Annotated in this window: 20 protein-coding genes; 18 read left to right on the top strand and 2 right to left on the bottom strand. The window is 41.2% G+C overall.

Features of this window, described 5'->3' with window-relative positions; genetic code table 11:
* Positions 1 to 6 precede the first annotated feature (6 nt).
* From AACU95_RS03535 to rplI, 15 genes are all read left to right on the top strand, one after another.
* Positions 7 to 1,323, top strand: coding sequence for an N-acetylmuramoyl-L-alanine amidase (locus tag AACU95_RS03535; RefSeq protein ID WP_004253037.1), 1,317 nt, complete (start codon positions 7 to 9; stop codon positions 1,321 to 1,323).
* Between the two features lie 21 nt (positions 1,324 to 1,344).
* Positions 1,345 to 3,354: a DNA mismatch repair endonuclease MutL gene (gene mutL, locus AACU95_RS03530; RefSeq protein WP_004246294.1), complete on the top strand. Its 2,010-nt coding sequence runs from the start codon at positions 1,345 to 1,347 to the stop codon at positions 3,352 to 3,354.
* The gene (gene miaA / locus AACU95_RS03525; RefSeq protein WP_004246293.1) at positions 3,323 to 4,264 is read left to right on the top strand and encodes a tRNA (adenosine(37)-N6)-dimethylallyltransferase MiaA; all 942 of its coding nucleotides are present in this window, start codon (positions 3,323 to 3,325) and stop codon (positions 4,262 to 4,264) included. Before mutL ends, miaA begins: the two co-directional genes overlap by 32 nt.
* Before the next feature lie 109 nt (positions 4,265 to 4,373).
* A complete protein-coding gene (hfq, locus tag AACU95_RS03520; RefSeq protein WP_004246291.1) occupies positions 4,374 to 4,664 on the top strand; it encodes an RNA chaperone Hfq in 291 nt (96 codons plus the stop codon).
* A gap of 93 nt (positions 4,665 to 4,757) precedes the next feature.
* The gene (hflX, locus tag AACU95_RS03515) at positions 4,758 to 6,041 is read left to right on the top strand and encodes a ribosome rescue GTPase HflX (RefSeq protein WP_004246290.1); all 1,284 of its coding nucleotides are present in this window, start codon (positions 4,758 to 4,760) and stop codon (positions 6,039 to 6,041) included.
* Between the two features lie 92 nt (positions 6,042 to 6,133).
* A complete protein-coding gene (hflK, locus tag AACU95_RS03510) occupies positions 6,134 to 7,408 on the top strand; it encodes an FtsH protease activity modulator HflK (RefSeq protein WP_004246289.1) in 1,275 nt (424 codons plus the stop codon).
* A 2-nt stretch (positions 7,409 to 7,410) separates the two neighbouring features.
* Entirely contained in the window at positions 7,411 to 8,415 is a 1,005-nt protein-coding gene (gene hflC / locus AACU95_RS03505; RefSeq protein ID WP_004246288.1) for a protease modulator HflC, read from the top strand.
* A 451-nt stretch (positions 8,416 to 8,866) separates the two neighbouring features.
* Positions 8,867 to 10,165 (top strand): adenylosuccinate synthase, encoded by a 1,299-nt coding sequence (locus AACU95_RS03500; RefSeq protein WP_004249629.1) that lies wholly within the window; start codon positions 8,867 to 8,869, stop codon positions 10,163 to 10,165.
* Between the two features lie 425 nt (positions 10,166 to 10,590).
* A complete protein-coding gene (nsrR, locus tag AACU95_RS03495) occupies positions 10,591 to 11,019 on the top strand; it encodes a nitric oxide-sensing transcriptional repressor NsrR (RefSeq protein WP_004249627.1) in 429 nt (142 codons plus the stop codon).
* Between the two features lie 38 nt (positions 11,020 to 11,057).
* On the top strand, positions 11,058 to 13,547 hold the full coding sequence (gene rnr, locus AACU95_RS03490; protein WP_004246285.1) for a ribonuclease R: 2,490 nt from the start codon (positions 11,058 to 11,060) through the stop codon (positions 13,545 to 13,547).
* Positions 13,548 to 13,662: 115 nt separating this feature from the next.
* The gene (gene rlmB, locus AACU95_RS03485; protein ID WP_170827695.1) at positions 13,663 to 14,394 is read left to right on the top strand and encodes a 23S rRNA (guanosine(2251)-2'-O)-methyltransferase RlmB; all 732 of its coding nucleotides are present in this window, start codon (positions 13,663 to 13,665) and stop codon (positions 14,392 to 14,394) included.
* A 160-nt stretch (positions 14,395 to 14,554) separates the two neighbouring features.
* Complete coding sequence (rpsF, locus tag AACU95_RS03480; protein ID WP_004246283.1) at positions 14,555 to 14,950, top strand: 30S ribosomal protein S6; 396 nt, start codon at positions 14,555 to 14,557, stop codon at positions 14,948 to 14,950.
* Between the two features lie 8 nt (positions 14,951 to 14,958).
* A complete protein-coding gene (gene priB / locus AACU95_RS03475; RefSeq protein ID WP_004246282.1) occupies positions 14,959 to 15,276 on the top strand; it encodes a primosomal replication protein N in 318 nt (105 codons plus the stop codon).
* A 4-nt stretch (positions 15,277 to 15,280) separates the two neighbouring features.
* Entirely contained in the window at positions 15,281 to 15,508 is a 228-nt protein-coding gene (gene rpsR, locus AACU95_RS03470; RefSeq protein WP_000135199.1) for a 30S ribosomal protein S18, read from the top strand.
* Positions 15,509 to 15,551: 43 nt separating this feature from the next.
* The gene (gene rplI / locus AACU95_RS03465; RefSeq protein ID WP_004246281.1) at positions 15,552 to 16,001 is read left to right on the top strand and encodes a 50S ribosomal protein L9; all 450 of its coding nucleotides are present in this window, start codon (positions 15,552 to 15,554) and stop codon (positions 15,999 to 16,001) included.
* Positions 16,002 to 16,099: 98 nt separating this feature from the next.
* Here rplI and AACU95_RS03460 read toward each other — a convergent pair whose 3' ends face one another.
* Positions 16,100 to 16,759 carry an OapA family protein gene (locus AACU95_RS03460; protein ID WP_004249623.1) on the bottom strand — a complete coding sequence of 220 codons (660 nt, stop codon included), beginning with the start codon at positions 16,757 to 16,759 and terminating at the stop codon, positions 16,100 to 16,102.
* 370 nt (positions 16,760 to 17,129) lie between these two features.
* Between AACU95_RS03460 and AACU95_RS03455 the strand changes: the two genes are divergently transcribed.
* Genes AACU95_RS03455 through zinT form a run of 3 tightly spaced genes read left to right on the top strand, consistent with a single transcriptional unit; the run spans position 17,130 to position 18,166 of the window.
* Positions 17,130 to 17,378: a type B 50S ribosomal protein L31 gene (locus AACU95_RS03455; RefSeq protein WP_004246279.1), complete on the top strand. Its 249-nt coding sequence runs from the start codon at positions 17,130 to 17,132 to the stop codon at positions 17,376 to 17,378.
* Between the two features lie 11 nt (positions 17,379 to 17,389).
* Complete coding sequence (gene ykgO, locus AACU95_RS03450) at positions 17,390 to 17,515, top strand: type B 50S ribosomal protein L36 (protein ID WP_004246277.1); 126 nt, start codon at positions 17,390 to 17,392, stop codon at positions 17,513 to 17,515.
* Between the two features lie 3 nt (positions 17,516 to 17,518).
* Entirely contained in the window at positions 17,519 to 18,166 is a 648-nt protein-coding gene (gene zinT / locus AACU95_RS03445; RefSeq protein ID WP_004246276.1) for a metal-binding protein ZinT, read from the top strand.
* A gap of 616 nt (positions 18,167 to 18,782) precedes the next feature.
* Here zinT and AACU95_RS03440 read toward each other — a convergent pair.
* Positions 18,783 to 19,448 carry a hypothetical protein gene (locus AACU95_RS03440; RefSeq protein WP_141192012.1) on the bottom strand — a complete coding sequence of 222 codons (666 nt, stop codon included), beginning with the start codon at positions 19,446 to 19,448 and terminating at the stop codon, positions 18,783 to 18,785.
* Between the last annotated feature and the right edge of the window lie 10 nt (positions 19,449 to 19,458).

The raw sequence follows: 19,458 nt of genomic DNA, 5'->3' as shown, positions 1-19,458 counted from the left end.
TTGATTATGTCGAGTCTCATCACTATTGTGAGCCAATGTCAGCGTTATATTGCCACCTTTTTGTTGGTTGTTCTGTCACTTTTTGTGGTGCAAATAGCACAAGCCGCTACGGTAACAGAAGTGAAGGCCGAAAATGGGGATGTGGCTACAACACTTACATTTTCGTTTAGTGGTGGGAAACCAAGCTATAGATATTATTCACTGAAAAATCCAGATAGGTTAGTGATGGATTTTAAGCAAGGTAGCCAAATAACGGGTTTACCTGTGACATTAAATCGTCAGCAATTAGCACAGAAAATTCGCACGACACAATCAAAAGATAGCCAATATCAAAGTATGGTGGTAGAGCTTGCCAAACCAGTGGTGGTGACGGAGCGCTTATTAAATAGCAATGGTGAATACAAGTTAGTACTTACTATCAAACCTATTAATGCTCGACAAAATAACAATACATCAACGACGGTCAGTGTAGTGGCGTTATCAGCAAACAAAGCCACAAATACGGTGGCTAATCAACAGATGGCGCCTTTGGTGAGTACGCCTAAGCAACCCGTTGCACCTGTAGTACCGGTAAAGCCTCGCACAACCTCGAATAAGCCCGCGTCGAGCGATCGGCAAATAATTATTGCGATTGACGCAGGGCATGGGGGTCAAGATCCCGGCGCTATTGGGCAAAAAGGTAATCGTGAAAAAGATGTTACCTTAAGAGTGGCAAAAAAATTAGAAGCGATTTTGCGTAATGATCCTATGTTCAAACCCGTTTTAACCCGCAATGGCGACTATTTTATTTCTGTTGCTGGACGCTCTGAAGTGGCCCGTAAGCAAGGTGCCAATATGTTAGTGTCTATTCATGCCGACTCTGCACCTAATCGCAGTGCGCGCGGGGCATCTGTTTGGGTATTGTCAAATCGTCGCGCGAATAGTGAATTAGGTAAATGGCTTGAACAAAGCGAAAAACAATCAGAGCTTCTCGGTGGCGCTGGTGATGCACTCGCAGAAGGGGTTGATCCCTATTTAAGCCAAGCAGTATTAGATTTACAATTTGGTAATTCACAGCGTGTAGGCTATGACGTTGCGGTAGCGGTGTTATCTGAACTTAGAAAAGTAGGATCATTACATAAAAAAACACCAGAGCACGCCAGCTTAGGGGTTTTACGTTCACCTGATATTCCGTCTATTTTAGTCGAAACAGGTTTTATTAGTCATGCCGCTGAGGAACAATTGCTGATTTCAGATGCTTACCAAGAGAAATTAGCCGCTTCAATCTATGCCGGATTAAAAAATTACTTTCTCGCTCATCCCTTACAGAATGGGCCAAAATAAAGATAAACGTGGGATAAGGTAATGGCGATTAATTTATTACCTCCTCAGTTAGCAAATCAGATTGCAGCAGGGGAAGTCGTTGAAAGACCCGCTTCTGTTGTTAAAGAGTTACTTGAAAACAGCTTAGATGCGGGTGCGACAACAATTGATATCGATATCGATAAAGGTGGCGCTAAGCTAATTCGTATCCGCGATAATGGATGCGGCATTTCTCGTGATGATTTGAAGTTAGCACTTGCTCGCCATGCAACAAGCAAAATATCGACACTGGATGATCTTGAAGCCATTATGAGCATGGGGTTTCGTGGTGAAGCGTTAGCCAGTATCAGCTCTGTATCACGTTTAACCTTAACATCTCGTACCGCATCTCAGGAGGAGGCTTGGCAAGCCTACGCCGAAGGGCGTGATATGACAGTGGCAGTCAAGCCAGCAGCACATCCGGTGGGGAGCACAGTTGAAGTGCTCGATCTTTTTTATAACACTCCTGCAAGACGTAAATTTTTACGTACCGAAAAAACAGAGTTTGGTCATATAGATGAAGTAGTACGTCGTATAGCCTTATCCCGTTTTGATGTGTCAATTAATTTAACCCACAACGGTAAGCGGGTGCGTCAATATCGCGCTGCGAAAGAAACTCATCAGCATCATCGTCGTTTAAGTGCTATCTGTGGTAATCATTTTGTTGATCAAGCAATGCAACTAACGTGGGAGCATGGTGATCTGGCAATAAAAGGCTGGGTAGAGCATCCTTTAGCTCCAGTGCAAAGCAGTGAAATACAGTACTGTTATGTCAATGGGCGCATGATGCGCGATAGATTGATTAACCATGCTATTCGTCAAGCATATGAAGGTTATTTGCAAGGTGAGCAGCAACCTTCTTATGTGCTTTATTTAACCGTTGACCCTCATCAAGTGGATGTCAATGTGCATCCTGCCAAACATGAAGTGCGTTTTCACGAATCGCGCTTAGTACACGATTTTATCTATCAAGCTGTCTTGAGTGTGTTAAGGCAGGTTACAGAAGATACGTTATCTTTAGATGAAGAGGATAATGGGGCTTTAACTGCCACAACATTTCCTGAAAATCGCCAAGTTGCGGGAGAAAATGTTTTTTCGCAGCCTTATCAAGCACCAGTAACCTCATCTACGCAAAAAAAGAGCACGGGAGCTTACCAAGGAAGTGCAGGAAAAGGGTTAACAGATACGCAAAAGAGTCCCCAAAAAACGCTAGATACACGTCAGTTTGGTGAGAGTTATCAACGTACGCAAGGCATGCTTTATCAAAAAATGATGCAAGAAAGTGCGAGCGATGTTGAAAATAAAGAAAAAATACCCCTATTTCCCCCTCGTCCCCCATTGAATTTGGTTGATGTTGGTCATACAACGAATAACAATGAAACAAATGTAATTTCAGTGGTGCCTCGTTCTGTTAATGCCAGCGCAGCGCAAACAGATTATACTTTTGGCCGGGTATTGGCGATTTATCAGCAGAAATATGCGTTAATTGAATCTTCGCAAGGTCTAGGGCTGTTAGCATTGGAAGAAGCTGATTTTCTGTTAAAATGTGCCCAGTTATTGCCAGAAAATGAAAATCTGAAACCCCAACCTTTGCTAGTGCCTTTAAAAGTCACACTCAGTAAAGATGAAATTAATACATTTAAGCAGTTTCAGGCGTTAATCAGTGATTTTGGGATTGTTATCGACATCTCTCATGGTAAAGCGACGATCCACGCGGTCTCGTTGCCTTTGCGACAGCAAAATTTACCTGAATTACTGACAAAGCTATTAGCTTATTTGGCAACAGAAAAATTATGCTCTAAACAACAAATTGGGCATTGGTTAGCAAAACAGTTAAGTCATGAGTCGGGTGTTTGGTCACAGGCTCAGGCAGTAGGATTATTGGCTGATATTGAACGATTATGTCCACAATATGTCAGACAGCCGTCCAAAAACTTATTACAATTAATAGAATTACAACCTGTGGTAGCGGCACTGAATAATGAGCGAAGTAAAAACGCAAATAAAACCTAAAGCAATCTTTCTGATGGGGCCAACAGCCTCTGGTAAAACCGCATTAGCCATTGCGCTAAGACAAAAACTGCCCGTTGATCTTATTAGTGTTGATTCTGCTCTTATTTATCGTGGTATGGATATTGGTACTGCGAAACCGGATGAGACAGAGCAGTCGCTTGCACCACATCGTTTAATTGATATTCTAGATCCCGCATTACCTTATTCTGCCGCAGACTTTCGTAAAGATGCGTTAAAAGCAATGGAAGAAATTACGGCTGCAGGACGAATTCCACTATTAGTGGGCGGGACTATGCTATATTTTAAAGCGTTATTAGAAGGCTTATCGCCTTTACCCAGTGCTAATCCAGAAATTCGTGCTGAAATCGAAAAAAAAGCAGCCGAACAAGGGTGGGAGGCAATTCATCAAGAGCTAGCATCCGTCGATCCCGTTGCGGCCAAACGGATCCATCCTAATGATCCTCAACGCCTTTCTCGTGCACTGGAAGTTTACCTGATTTCAGGTAAATCGATGACAGAATTAACTCAAATATCAGGCGAAGCATTGCCTTATGATGTTTATCAGTTTGCGATTGCTCCGAAAGATAGAAATGTACTTCATCAACGCATTGAAGCACGTTTTAAACAGATGTTAACGTGTGGCTTTGAAGATGAAGTAAAATCATTATACCAACGGGGCGATCTGCATGAAGATTTACCTTCTATACGTTGTGTCGGCTATCGCCAGATGTGGTCATATTTATCCGGCGAAATCGACTATGATGAGATGGTTTATCGAGGGATCTGCGCTACCCGGCAATTAGCGAAGCGACAAATCACTTGGTTAAGAGGTTGGCATGATGTTCATTGGTTAGATAGTGAAGATTTTGAACAGTCTCTTAACACTGTTTTGCAGGTAGTTAGTGCATAGATGGTAGGTTTGTGTAAAATTGATAGTTGCTAAAGTGCAATTTTTGAGTAGTTCATTTTTTCGAACCATTAGGTTCTAGTATAAAACAACAAAATAAGGAAAACATAGAATGGCTAAGGGGCAATCTTTGCAAGATCCTTTTCTGAACGCATTACGTCGTGAAAGGGTCCCTGTTTCAATCTATTTGGTAAACGGCATTAAATTACAGGGTCAGATCGAATCTTTTGACCAATTTGTTATTCTGCTGAAAAACACTGTTAGTCAGATGGTATACAAACATGCTATCTCTACCGTAGTACCTTCTCGTCCTGTTTCTCATCATAGCAATACAGGTACCAACCAAGCGGGTACAAACTACAGTGGCGGTAACGCGACTCAGCAGGATGATGTTGCAGAATAATTATCAAATATTATTCTTAATATAATAAAAACATAGGTAGGGAGACTTTACCTATGTTTTTCCTGTTTTTATAAAGTCCATGAGGTTTCGCCTTTGTTTGATCGTTATGAAGGTGGCGAATTAGCCGTTTTAGTGCACGTTTTCTTTTCGCAAGAAAAGGATATTGATGACTTGCAAGAGTTTGAATCTTTGGTGACATCTGCCGGTGTAAAACCAGTTCAAATTATTACAGGGAGCCGTAGAGCGCCTCACTCCAAATATTATGTGGGAGAAGGTAAAGCGGAAGAAATCGCAGAAGCAGTAAAAGCGAGTGGTGCAGATGTGGTGCTATTTAATCACGCACTCTCACCGGCACAAGAACGAAATCTGGAAAGACTTTGTGAATGTCGTGTAGTTGATCGCACGGGAGTTATCCTCGATATTTTTGCTCAACGAGCAAGAACTCACGAAGGAAAGCTACAGGTAGAACTCGCTCAGTTACGTCATTTATCAACCCGTTTAGTTCGAGGGTGGACACACTTAGAACGACAAAAAGGGGGGATTGGATTACGTGGCCCTGGCGAAACACAGCTTGAAACGGACCGACGTTTGCTCAGAGGCAAAATTAGTCAAATTCTAATGCGTCTAGGCAAAGTTGAACGTCAGCGTGAACAAGGACGACAAGCGCGAAGTAAAGCTGATATTCCAACGTTATCTCTGGTGGGTTACACCAATGCGGGTAAGTCGAGTTTATTCAATCGTATAACCTGTGCAGATGTGTATGCTGCTGATCAGTTGTTTGCGACACTGGATCCTACCTTAAGACGAATTCAGGTCGATGATGTTGGTACCGTGGTGTTAGCTGATACGGTTGGTTTTATCCGACATCTACCTCATGATCTGGTGGCGGCATTTAAGGCAACGCTACAAGAAACACGTGAAGCGACATTGCTTCTTCATGTTATTGATGCCGCTGATAGCCGTTTTGAAGAGAACATTCATGCAGTTGAAAATGTATTAGAAGAGATTGATGCTCACGAGATACCGACACTGTATGTGATGAATAAAATTGATCTTCTTGAGGACTTCACCCCAAGAATTGATCGAAATGAAGATAATTTACCTGTTAGGGTTTGGGTTTCTGCACAAACAGGTGAAGGTATTCCTCTGTTATATCAGGCGTTGACAGAGCGCCTTTCAGGTGAGATCGCACACGTTGAATTGCGTTTACCGCCAGAAGAAGCAGGGCGATTACGTAGCCGTTTTTATCAATTACAGGCTATTGAGCGTGAATGGATTGAAAAAGACGGTAAAGTTGGGCTAATCACCCGAATGCCTATGGTAGACTGGCATCGACTTTGCAAGCAGGAGCCTACTTTATTGGATTACGTGGTCTGATAATTGGCCATACTAAAGAACATTAACTGAGAGCTGGCGATGAAATCGGCTCTTAAGCCTGATAAATCTAATCATAATAATGGAGCTAGAACATGGCGTGGAATCAGCCCGGTAACAACGGACAAGACCGCGACCCGTGGGGGAACCGAAACGGCGGTAATAATAACGGCGACGGGAACTCTAACGGTAATCAAGGAGGTCGGGATCGTAAAGCATCAGATCTCGATGATTTGTTCCGGAAACTGAGTGCAAAACTTGGCGGTTTCGGTGGTAAAAAAGGAGGAAACTCCTCTTCTGGGCAAAATGGCGGACCTCGTGGTAATGCTGGAAACGTATTAGTTTCTCTTGCATTAGGTGCAGTGGTTGTCGTTTGGGCTGCCAGTGGTTTTTATACCATTAAAGAAGCCGAACAAGGTGTTGTGACTCGTTTCGGTAAATTTTACCAAATCGTCGAGCCTGGTTTAAACTGGAAACCGACTTTCATTGATGAAGTTCAGCCTGTCAACGTAAAAACCATCCGTGATTTAACTACGGGTGGCATGATGTTGACATCAGATGAAAACATGGTTCAAGTTGAGATAAACGTTCAATATGTTGTCTCAGATCCAGAAGCATTTCTCTTTAATGTCACAACGCCAATGAATAGCCTAGGACAAGCGACAGACAGTGCCGTCCGTGGTGTCATTGGTCGTTCAGAAATGGAAAAGATCCTGACATCGAACCGTTCAGAAATTCGTGATCAAACCCGTCAAGAATTAGAAGAGACGATCCGCCCTTATAAAATGGGGATCTCCATTGTGGACGTCAACTTCCAAGTTGCTCGCCCACCAGAAGCGGTAAAAGCGGCATTCGATGACGTAATTGCGGCACGAGAAGAAGAGCAGAAAACCATTCGTCAGGCTGAGGCTTATAAAAACGAAGTGTTACCATTAGCAAAAGGTAACGCACAACGTATGATTGAAGAAGCAACCGCTTATAAAACGAGTGTGGTGATGAAAGCAGAAGGTGAGGTGGCGAGTTTCGCCAAAATCTTACCTGAATATCGCGCAGCACCGGAAATTACTCGTGAGCGTCTGTATATTGAAACAATGGAAAAAGTGTTGTCGAAAACACGTAAAGTCATTGCCAATGACAAAGGTAACAGTATGTTGGTTCTGCCTTTAGAGCAAATGTTACGCCAGCAACCAAAAGCGCCAACGTCATTTAATAGTGTCACAGAGGCACCTGCGCGTATTTCAACCCCTACGCCAAGTACCAACACAACACCTACTCAGAAACCAGCAACAACTTATGGTAACGGTGGATATGGTAGCAATAATAGTGGTGGTTATGGTCAGCCTTATGGCTCTAATCAAGGAGGACAATAATCATGCGTAAAGTTATCGCTGTTGTTGCAGTTATTATTTTAGCGTTGTTGTACTCCTCAGTATTTGTCGTGCAACAATATGAACGCGGTATTATTTTACGTTTCTCGAAAGTGGTACGTGATGGTGAAAATAAACCGGTCGTTTATGAACCGGGTATTCACTTTAAAATTCCATTTATTGAGAATGTGAAAAAACTGGATGCGCGTATCCAAACGATGAATATCCAGCAAGATCGCTTCTTATCAGGTGAGAACAAAGACTTGTTAGTTGACTCTTATCTGAAATGGCGTATCAGTGATTTTAGTACTTACTACCTAGCTACTGGTGGTGGTAATACGATGCAAGCAGAAACCTTATTGCGTCGTAAATTTAGTGACCGTTTACGCTCTGAAATTGGTCGTATGAGTGTAAACCAAATTATCACTGATTCACGTGGTCGTTTAACCATTGATGTACGTAATGCGTTGAATGAAGGTACACCTTCTCGCGATAAAAGTGATGCAGATGATGCTATTGCTATTGCTGCGAAGAAAGTGGCAGAAGAGACCAAAGGTAAAGCCCCTGCTATCAATATGAACAGTATGGCGGCATTAGGTATTGAAGTGATTGATGTTCGTATCAAACAAATCAACTTACCAATGGAAGTTTCTGAAGCCATTTATCAACGTATGCGTGCAGAGCGTGAAGCGGTTGCTCGTCGTCACCGTTCACAAGGTCAAGAAGAAGCGGTGAAAATCCGTGCTGCGGCAGATAAAACAGTGACAGAAACCTTAGCTGAATCGGAGCGTGAATCGTTACGTATTCGAGGTGAAGGGGATGCGCAAGCAACTAAACTATTTGCTGATGCATTCAGTCAAGATCCTGACTTCTATGCGTTTATCCGTAGCTTACGTGCTTATGAGAATAGCTTTAATAAAGACGGTAATGACGTCATGGTGTTAAGTCCAGATAGCGATTTCTTACGCTATATGAAAGCACCAACTAAAGCGAGAGCGATTGAAGAGTAATCGTCATCGTTCAAGAAAATAAATAATCATCCCCTAAGATAAAACTTAGGGGATTTTTTTAGCTTTTAATCAAGCAGATAGAATTAAAACAAATAAAGAAAATCGTTTTTTATTATTGAATGAAACGAAAAATCGCTCGCAACCATTTCCAAATTGCCTTTAGCTGAGATAGTATAAAGTGAAAATTGCATTTCAAGATAAACCTTCGGCAATCCCGAGGCGTCTTCTTAGCCATTTTCACTTTTATGTCACTCTGCTTCCTGTTTTTGCGATCAAAACTGTTGATAAAAATCACAAATATCTTGTGATGTGGTTTTTTCGGGCAAAAATATTGACAATGGCAAGATAATCTATTGCTTAAAAGCGGGGATGGCATAATTAGATAAAATCTACTGTAACTCTTGAATTGAGATGGTAGAATCCTTTTTTAAGCAACCGAGTGTATTTTGAAATGAGTAATAACGTTGTCGTATTAGGCACCCAATGGGGTGACGAAGGCAAAGGCAAGATCGTCGACTTGCTGACAGAACGTGCTAAGTATGTTGTTCGTTACCAAGGCGGACATAACGCAGGTCACACCCTAGTCATTGACGGTGAAAAAACCGTTCTCCACTTAATCCCATCAGGCATTCTTCGTGAAAATGTTGTCAGCATCATCGCAAACGGTGTCGTATTATCGCCAGAAGCACTGATGAAAGAAATGACACAGCTCGAAGAGCGTGGTATTCCTGTTCGTTCACGTCTACTGCTGTCAGAAGCTTGCCCATTAATTCTGCCTTATCACATTGCATTAGATAACGCCCGTGAAAAGGCGCGTGGTGAGAAAGCGATTGGTACTACGGGTCGTGGTATTGGTCCTGCTTATGAAGATAAAGTCGCACGCCGTGGTTTACGTGTTGGTGATCTATTTGATAAAAAAGCATTCGCTCAGAAGCTTAAAGAGATCATCGAATACCATAATTTCCAACTGGTTAATTATTACAAAGTTGAGCCTGTTGATTACCAAAAAACCTTAGACGATATCATGGCGATCGCTGATATCTTAACTGGGATGGTTGTTGACGTTTCTGACTTACTTTACAAAGCAACACAAAAAGGTGAGTTAGTGATGTTTGAAGGGGCGCAAGGTACTCTATTAGATATCGATCACGGTACTTATCCGTATGTCACCTCTTCAAATACCACCGCAGGTGGTGTTGCAACAGGTTCCGGCTTAGGTCCTCGTTATGTTGGTTATGTATTAGGTATCATTAAAGCCTATTCTACCCGTGTTGGTGCAGGTCCATTCCCTACAGAATTATTTGACGAAACGGGCGATTTCCTACGTGAAAAAGGCCAAGAGTTCGGTGCAACAACAGGTCGTAGTCGCCGTACTGGTTGGTTAGATATTATTGCTATCCGCCGTGCTGTTCAAATCAACTCATTGTCAGGCTTCTGCATGACCAAACTTGATGTCTTAGATGGTCTGAAAGAAGTTAAAGTGTGTGTAGGTTATCGCTTACCAAATGGCGAAGTGATTGAAACTACACCATTAGCAGCAGATGATTGGGAAGGTATTGAGCCTATTTATGAATCTATGCCTGGCTGGAACGAAAGCACTTTCGGCGTTAAAGATAAAGCACAGTTACCACAAGCTGCGTTAAATTATATTAAACGCGTTGAAGAGTTAACTGGTGTGCCTGTTGATATTGTTTCTACAGGTCCAGATCGTTCAGAAACGATTATTCTCCGTCATCCATTTGATGCATAATTTATTGTATTAATTGGTTTGATGTGAAAATCGTCCCTGAAAATGACAGGGGCGATTTTTTCGTATCTGTAACAAAGCCGAACTGAGTCACTATGTTGATTAGCAATAAAACGAAAAACTCTTTCCCGCTCGGTTGCGTTTTTGTTTTAGGGCTATGGTCAGAAGTGAAATAAGATAACGTTATTTTGTTGTCAACTAAGAGAAGCGATCTGTTGAAAAGCGACAGGATCGCTTTTTCTTTGCCTGTGATATCGCTATTATTTTAATGGTTGTGGTGAGTAAGCCTAAAAGCGCGGACTTTTGAGTATATCTTTGCTAAATGTCCAAAAATTAAACATAATATTGCTTAATAAAATGATATTCTCATTACTCATTATTTATCCTTTAACTTCTTTAACTGGGAGTTTTACTTTTCAGAGGTCATTGTGCAATTAACCAGTTTTACAGATTATGGATTGCGGGCGTTGATATATATGGCTTCATTGCCAGAAGGCAAAATGACGAGCATCACCGAAGTGACGCAGGTCTATGGTGTGTCACGTAATCATATGGTTAAGATTATTAATCAGCTAAGTCATATGGGATTTGTCGAAGCGATACGTGGAAAAAATGGTGGTATACGCTTAGGTAAACCTGCCGCTGATATTATTGTCGGCGAGGTCGTTCGTGCTTTAGAGCCGCTTTCACTGGTTAACTGTAGTGCTGAGTTTTGTCATATCACCCCAGCTTGTCGATTAAAACTTGTATTAAATCAAGCGATAGAACAGTTTTTGAAAGAGCTAGACCGTCATACACTGGCTGAATTGGTAGAAAACAACAGCCCCTTATATAAATTGTTATTAGAAGATGTTTGAGTCGACAATTTCATCATTCTGATAGCTTGGAGGTCATAATGTCCAAAGATCCTTTTCAGGATAGAGAAGCCGAAAAATACGCCTCTCCAATTGCTAGTCGTGAATTTATTTTAGAAGAAATGAAGAAACGCCCGGCCCCGATGAGCCGTGAAGATATCGCGCAGGCATTGAAAATTTCAGGTGAAGAAAATCTGGAAGCATTACGTCGTCGTTTACGGGCTATGGAACGAGATGGTCAGTTAGTTTTTACTCGACGTCAGTGTTATGCCTTACCTGAACGCCTCGATCTTTGGAAAGGTAAAGTTATCGGTCACCGTGACGGCTATGGTTTTTTACGTGCGGAAGGCCAAAAGGATGATCTCTATCTTTCACAAGATGAAATGAAAAAAACCATGCATGGTGATGTGATTTTAGCGCAACCCCTAGGCATGGATAGAAAAGGGCGTCGAGAAGGTCGCGTCGTTCGTGTTCTTGAACCCAGAAACAGCCAAATTGTTGGGCGCTATTTTATTGAGTCAGGTATGGGATTTGTGGTACCTGACGATAGCCGTTTAAGTTTTGATATTCTTATCCCTAAAGAAGATATCATGGGCGCACGTATGGGGAATGTGGTGGTGGTTGAAGTTACCACAAGACCAACACGGCGTACTCAAGCGGTAGGACGCATTGTTGAAATTTTAGGTGAAACTATGGGGACGGGAATTGCGGTAGAAATTGCACTACGCACCCATGAAATTCCTCATACTTGGCCACCTAAAGTAGAAAAAGAAATCGCTGATTTAAAAGAGGATGTGCCAGAGTCAGCGAAACAAGGTCGCGTTGATTTGCGTGATCTCCCTTTAATTACCATTGATGGTGAAGATGCGCGAGACTTTGATGATGCCGTTTATTGCCAGCGTAAAAAAGGCGGGGGCTGGCGTTTATGGGTGGCAATTGCAGATGTGAGCTATTATGTACGCCCTCAAACTGCATTAGACACAGAAGCGCGTAGCCGAGGCAATTCGGTCTATTTTCCTTCTCAAGTTGTCCCTATGCTGCCAGAAGTACTGTCGAATGGATTATGTTCATTAAATCCACAAGTCGACCGTTTATGTATGGTTTGTGAAATGACCGTTTCTGAGCAGGGGCGCCTTTCATCTTATAAATTCTATGAAGCCGTAATGAGCTCTCATGCGCGAATGACTTACACCAAAGTATGGAAAATCATTCAAGGTGATGAAGAGTTACGTGAGCACTACCAACCGATCGTAAAAGATATTGAGCACCTTTATGAGCTATACCAAGCCCTCGATAAGGCGCGTGAACAGCGTGGTGCCATTGGTTTTGAATCGGAAGAAGCGAAATTTATTTTCAATGCAGAACGTCGTATCGATCGTATCGAACCGGTTGTACGTAATGATGCACATAAATTAATTGAAGAGTGCATGATTTTAGCCAATATTGCGGCGGCGCGTTTTGTTGAGAAAAATGAAGAGCCTGCGTTATATCGTGTGCATGATAAACCCAAAGAAGAGAGCGTAATGAATTTACGTTCGGTATTTAATGAACTGGGTTTAACGTTACCGGGAGGATTAACACCGGAGCCAGGCGATTATGCGCGAGTCATGAAAGAAGTCGAAGAGCGTCCAGATCACGAAATGCTACAAACCATGGTATTGCGCTCCATGAAACAGGCGATTTACGATCCTGAAAATCGAGGTCACTTTGGTTTAGCATTAAAATCTTATGCTCACTTTACTTCACCCATCCGTCGTTATCCTGACTTAGCATTACATCGTGCTATTAAATACCAGATAGCGAAACAGCAAGGCCATGGCTCACAACGCTGGACCCCAACGGGGGGCTATCATAGTGATATGGATACCATGCTTCAGTTAGGGGAACACTGCTCTTTAACTGAACGTCGGGCGGATGAAGCAACCCGTGATGTGGCTGATTGGCTGAAATGTGATTTCATGCTTGATCAAATAGGTCAGCAATTTACCGGTATTATTACCAGTGTCACTGGTTTCGGTTTCTTTGTGCGCTTAAACGATCTATTTATTGATGGTCTTGTTCATGTATCCACATTAAATAATGATTACTATCAATTTGATAATGTTGGACAACGTTTAATTGGTGAGTCATCCGGTCAGGTATATCGTCTGGGTGATGAAGTTGAAGTGAAAGTTGAAGCGGTCAGTATGGATGAACGTACTATTGACTTCTCATTGATTTCAACAACACGTAAAGCACGTAACCCCGGGAAAACAGCACGTGTTCGTGCGTTAAAAGGGGGAAAAGACAAGAAAAATGCGAGCAGTAGTAAGTCTCGTCGTCGTGATGCCAGCAAAGACAAAAACTTTGAACCTGATAGTGCCTTTAGAAAAGGTAAATCAAGTAAAGAAAAACAGAGCAAAGATAAAGTCATTAAAGAGAAAATTGCGAAGGACAAGGCGAGTACTAAACGTAAAAAAGCCTCTGCACAAACCAAAAAGATAGAGGCGAAATTAAAAGCCAAACGTGCGGCGAAACGTACTAAAGCGTAGTTATACAACGAAGTCATTCACTGTTTGACTCCTATTAAAAAGGCGGATTTTCCGCCTTTTATCTGTTATTGTGCCTTTTATTTTTTAATGAGTAACAACCGCTATGAGCGAAGATATTATTTATGGTATTCACGCAGTAAAAGCACTGCTTGAGCGTGATCCGACACGTTTTAAAGAAGTTTATGTGTTAAAAGGACGCGAAGATCGTCGTTTAATGCCGGTGATCCATGCGCTGGAAGAACAAGGGATCTTAGTTCAAGTTGCTAATCGCCAATGGTTAGATAATCAAACTGAAGGTGCGGTTCACCAAGGGATAATTGCTAAAGTAAAACCTAGCCGTCAGTACCAAGAACAAGATTTACCGGACTTATTAGCTGAAGTAGGTACACCTTTTCTATTAGTGTTAGATGGTGTGACTGATCCACACAACTTAGGGGCATGCTTACGTAGTGCTGATGCGGCTGGTGTTCACGCAGTCATTGTACCAAAAGATCGCTCAGCTCAATTAAATGCCACGGCGAAAAAAGTCGCTTGTGGTGCTGCAGAAAGCGTACCTTTGATCCGTGTAACCAATCTGGCACGTACTTTACGCTTACTACAAGAAGAGAACATCTGGATTGTTGGCACCGCGGGGGAAGCGGATCATACATTATATCAAAGCAAACTCACAGGGCCTTTAGCTTTGGTTATGGGGGCTGAAGGTGAAGGAATGCGCCGTTTAACCCGCGAACATTGTGATGAGTTAATCAGTATTCCTATGGCAGGCTCAGTCTCTTCATTAAATGTCTCCGTGGCAACCGGAGTTTGTTTATTTGAAGCAATGCGTCAGCGTATTTCTGTAAAATAACACTGCGCGTATTTTATTCTCTTCCTCCCTTGAGTTTTATTGCGTGGGGGGGTATAGTTACGCGTCAATTTTTTCAGTCACACTTAAACAAGTTCCTTGCCTCCATGGGTGGTGACTGACCCTGACAGGAGGCTGATAAATCCGTAAGGAGCAATATCAAATGCGTCATTACGAAATCGTTTTTATGGTTCACCCAGACCAGAGCGAACAAGTTCCTGGTATGATCGAACGTTATAAAACCGCTATCACTAATGCTAATGGTCAGATCCACCGTCTCGAAGACTGGGGTCGTCGTCAACTGGCTTATCCAATCAACAAACTGCACAAAGCACACTACGTTCTGATGAACGTTGAAGCTCCGCAAGAAGTGATTGATGAACTGGAAACTACTTTCCGCTTCAATGATGCCGTGCTCCGCAACATGATCATGCGTACTAAACACGCAGTGACTGAAGCTTCACCAATGGTTAAAGCAAAAGACGAACGTCGTCGCGATGTTGCTGAAGATCTTGATGAAGAAGAAGTTGATGATGTAGCAGAGGATTCTGAAGAGTAATTAGTGTTGTGACGGCTAATCGATTAGTGCTAACAGGCACTGTGTGCAAAGCATTGATACGAAAAGTTAGCCCTGCTGGGATCCCGCATTGCCAATTTGTGATTGAGCATCGTTCAACACAAGAAGAAGCGGGATTAAAAAGACAATCATGGTGCAGAATGCCCATTATTGCCAGTGGGAAAGCGTTACAAACTGATACTCACAGTATAACGGTCGGTAGCAAAGTTACCGTTTCAGGATTCATTAGTAGCCATCAGGCGAGAAATGGATTGTTTAAACTGGTATTGCATGCCGAACAGATTGAATTGATAGATTCTGGAGACTAGCCATATGGCACGTTATTTCCGTCGTCGTAAGTTCTGCCGTTTCACAGCGGAAGGCGTACAAGAGATTGATTATAAAGACATCGCTACGCTGAAAAACTATATCACTGAAAGTGGTAAAATTGTACCAAGCCGTATCACCGGTACTCGTGCAAAATACCAGCGTCAGCTGGCTCGTGCTATCAAGCGCGCGCGCTACCTGTCTTTATTACCTTATACTGATCGTCATCAGTAATAGGTATTATATAGTCCATTAATGACTTGTAGAGGATAAGGTAATGCAAATTATTCTGCTTGATAAAGTAGCGAATCTGGGTAGCCTGGGTGATCAGGTTAACGTAAAATCGGGCTATGCTCGTAACTATTTAATCCCACAGGGTAAAGCTGTTTCTGCGACTAAGAAAAACATCGAGTTTTTCGAAGCGCGTCGTGCTGAGTTAGAAGCTAAATTAGCTGAAACTTTAGCAGCAGCTGAAGCTCGTGCAGCGAAAATCACTGCGCTGGGTTCTGTCACTATCAGCTCTAAAGCGGGTGACGAAGGTAAACTGTTTGGTTCAATCGGTACACGTGACATCGCTGATGCAGTAACTGCAGCTGGCGTTGAAATTTGTAAGAGCGAAGTTCGCCTGCCAAACGGCGTTCTGCGTACAACTGGTGACCACGAAGTTCACTTCCAAGTTCACAGTGACGTATTCGCTGAACTGAATGTAATCATCGTTGCTGAATAATCATTAGATTAAACAGTTATGTTGATAGAAAAACGCCAGCTTAGCTGGCGTTTTTTATATAGGTTATTTGCTCTATTTCTCCACACCGCTTGTTGACACTATGGCGTACGATAATAACTACCATCACTTAGCCGAGTGAAGGTAATAACAGTACCGGTATTGTCAGTCACTTCAAGCATACTCACTTCACCTTGTGAACCTCGTTGTAAACGAATGGTTTGTCCGGCGCGTAACTGGCTTAACGGCTTTTGTGGGCCTTCTGATTTCGCCATAGTAAACGCATCATTGACAAGCAACTGATTATCTCTAAATAGTTGTGCAAGGGTTTGCCCCTCTTTAATGGTATAAGTTTGCCAATTTTCAGTCGCGGTTGACGGTGTTTGAGGCGTTGTGTTTACTGGCGTATTGTCATTGGTATTATTGGCTTCACCTTCTTCTGGTAAGTCTTCTGTCTCTTGCTCAGCATTTAGACTATCTTGTGCTGGTGGTAGTGTATTAGGGACATTTTGTGTTTCATTTGAGACAGAAGGTGCTACAGGCACAGGAAGATCTTGTGTCGAAGATGAGGGTTGAGGTGGGGTGGTATTTTCACTTGTTGGCCAGAAAAAAACGACTAACAAAATAATGGCAATAACAACGATTGCTCGACGATGTAAGCCTGGGAATTTGCCCATATTCACCTCATGATTGAACTGTGAATCACTATCACTAATTGTAACCTCTTTTTTATTTCTTGTTGCCATACTAGCACGAACCATGATCCTTACCTGCTCCCTGAATTCTTTTCAGAATTATCTCTTTAATTTGATTACGTCCTTGAAGGTGTTACCAAAAGCACCCGATGCTTAATCGTCTATAGTTGTGCGATTAAGCGAGACAGAAGAATACTGAGTGTTATCTATTCAACGGCATTATGTGGCGAATGTTTAGCATTTATTTGTTTAATAGACTTACTCTGCTTAATCAAATGTTCTATGTTGCCTCCCCCCTTGCAACATGTAGAGATGGCACTATCACTAATAGGTATATAAAAAAAATGATCAAAAAAACTAGCCATTAAAATAAAAAGGCGCTACATTATTGCAACTCAATATTGTTATATTATAACATTACATAAAGAGGGCGAGTATGAAAGAAAATATTCATCCACAATATCGTACTGTCATTTTCCATGACACTAGCGTAGATGCTTATTTTAAAGTGGGATCAACCATTCAAACTGATAAAACTATTGAGTATGAGGGGCAACGCTATCCTTATGTCACTTTAGATGTCTCTTCTCAGTCTCATCCATTTTATACCGGTAAACAAAAAACACATTCTCAAGAAGGTAATGTGGCACGCTTTAATAAGCGTTTTGGCCGATTTGTTAATTAGGGAAGAAAAAAATGCAAGTATTAAGTTCATTAAAGAGTGCGAAGCTGCGCCACCCTGATTGTAAAGTGGTACGCCGTCGTGGACGTCTGTATGTAATTTGCAAATCAAATCCACGTTTTAAAGCCGTTCAGGGGTAACCTATGCAAAAACCAATCCTTTCTTGTCTTTTGATTATGGGTTTTTTAGGTAGTGCTATGTCTGTTTTGGCACATGGACATCATCATGAAAAAGTACGCACACAAGCACAAATAGATGCTGCGAATGGGATTTTTGAGGACAAGGACGTTCTCAATCGCTCATTAAGCGATTGGGATGGCGTATGGCAATCTGTTGAACCCTATCTGCGTAGTGGCGAATTAGATATCGTTTTGCAAAAGAAAGCGGAGACGAAGCAAGATAAAACAGTAGAACAATATCGAGCTTACTATACACAAGGCTATAAAACCGATGTTGATATGATTGGTATTGAGAATAATATCGTAGAGTTTCATCGTGGTGATAAAGTCGATAGCTGTGAATATCACTATGATGGTTATCGTATTCTACATTATCAATCGGGTAAAAAAGGTGTTCGCTATCTGTTTAGATGTGACGATGCCAACAGCCAAGCTCCACGGTTTATTCAGTTTAGCGATCATATTATTGCACCAGAAAAAGCACAGCATTTTCATCTATATATGGGAAATAGTTCACAAGATGAATTACTTAAAGAGCTAACTAATTGGCCAACCTATTACCCTTATTCAATGAAAGGGGAAGATATTGTTCATGAAATGCTTTATCACTAATTAAAGTGAACTTGGAATAAGAAAAATAAAAAAGGTATTAAACGTGGGTTCTGTGATCAGATCTTCCGGCCATGAAACAACTGTTCGCACAAAGGAACCCACGATGCATAATTTAGTTGACTTATTCTGTCATATCGATGATTTATAAAATATTTTTTACCTGAATGAAAAAATATCTAATTGAAAGTGATGAATACCCGTAATTGCGTCAAGATAAAATGAATGACAGTGTAATTATGACGATTACTATTTTGCTATATTTTTCTATCAACACATTTATATATGGGATTTTTCGTGATATATCATAAAAAATTTTTCTAACCTTATTGAGCTGTATCGGCTTACTGACGTATACCAAGCATGTTAGTCCTACTTAGTTTTTTACTTACCTAAAAGGGCAACCTACGGGTATTGAATTTATTGATCCAACTAGCCTAAAAAGGTGTCGCAACTTACACACCACTGCATCACAGTGTGCATTATTTTATCTTGGATCTGCGTGGGGAATTAATTGCTTATTGTTTAAAACTGGGAAAGCCATCACTTAAGTTAACAAGTATAGAAAAATAGAACTTAGAGAGATGGCTTAAATCAATCTCAATTTAATGAATTATTCCTATTTCTTTTTACGATTATCACGAAAAGTAAAACTACTAAGAAAATATTCATGAGATAATAATGAAATCAGGCTATCGAAATTACTTAGATTTTCCGTCAGAATAAAAAGATCTGAAATACCTGCAGTCTCTTTTCCTTTCTCTGTGTTTTCTGGGCATAAGCTTAAATATAGATAATCATTTGTCAATTCAATCAAAGTAAAAGCTTGCCAATATAATGATCCATGTTGATGAGGCTCTTTAAAGGTAATTCCTGTATCATAAAACTTAAATATTATCGGATTTTCTGGTGTTAATTTTTTTAATTTTATTGCTTTAATATTTTCTCTAAATGAAAAGAAAACGGCCATTCTTATTAGCAATAAGAGCAGGCCTCCTATGATAAAAAGGATACCCGCAATTTGTACAATTATCAGTCCTGCTGAAAAATTATCTCTTATTATAGCATTACTCCCCGTAATATTAACAAGTAAAGCATCTAGCACTAAAATAAAAAAACAAATATAAGTTATATAACGAATATAACGAAATCGCTTTTTATTTTCATTAGCTAAGATATTTTTTATTTTTGCAAGCATTTCTTTATATGATTCATTCGTATGTGGAAGAATCAATTCACTAATTAATTGATCATTATTGTCTGGTTTATAATGATAGATACCCACTATAGACTCC

Source organism: Proteus sp. G4415 (assembly GCF_963896075.1).
Classification (GTDB): domain Bacteria; phylum Pseudomonadota; class Gammaproteobacteria; order Enterobacterales; family Enterobacteriaceae; genus Proteus; species Proteus mirabilis.
Note: the sequence above shows the minus strand (reverse complement) of the source record. Positions and strands in the feature narration are given on the sequence as shown.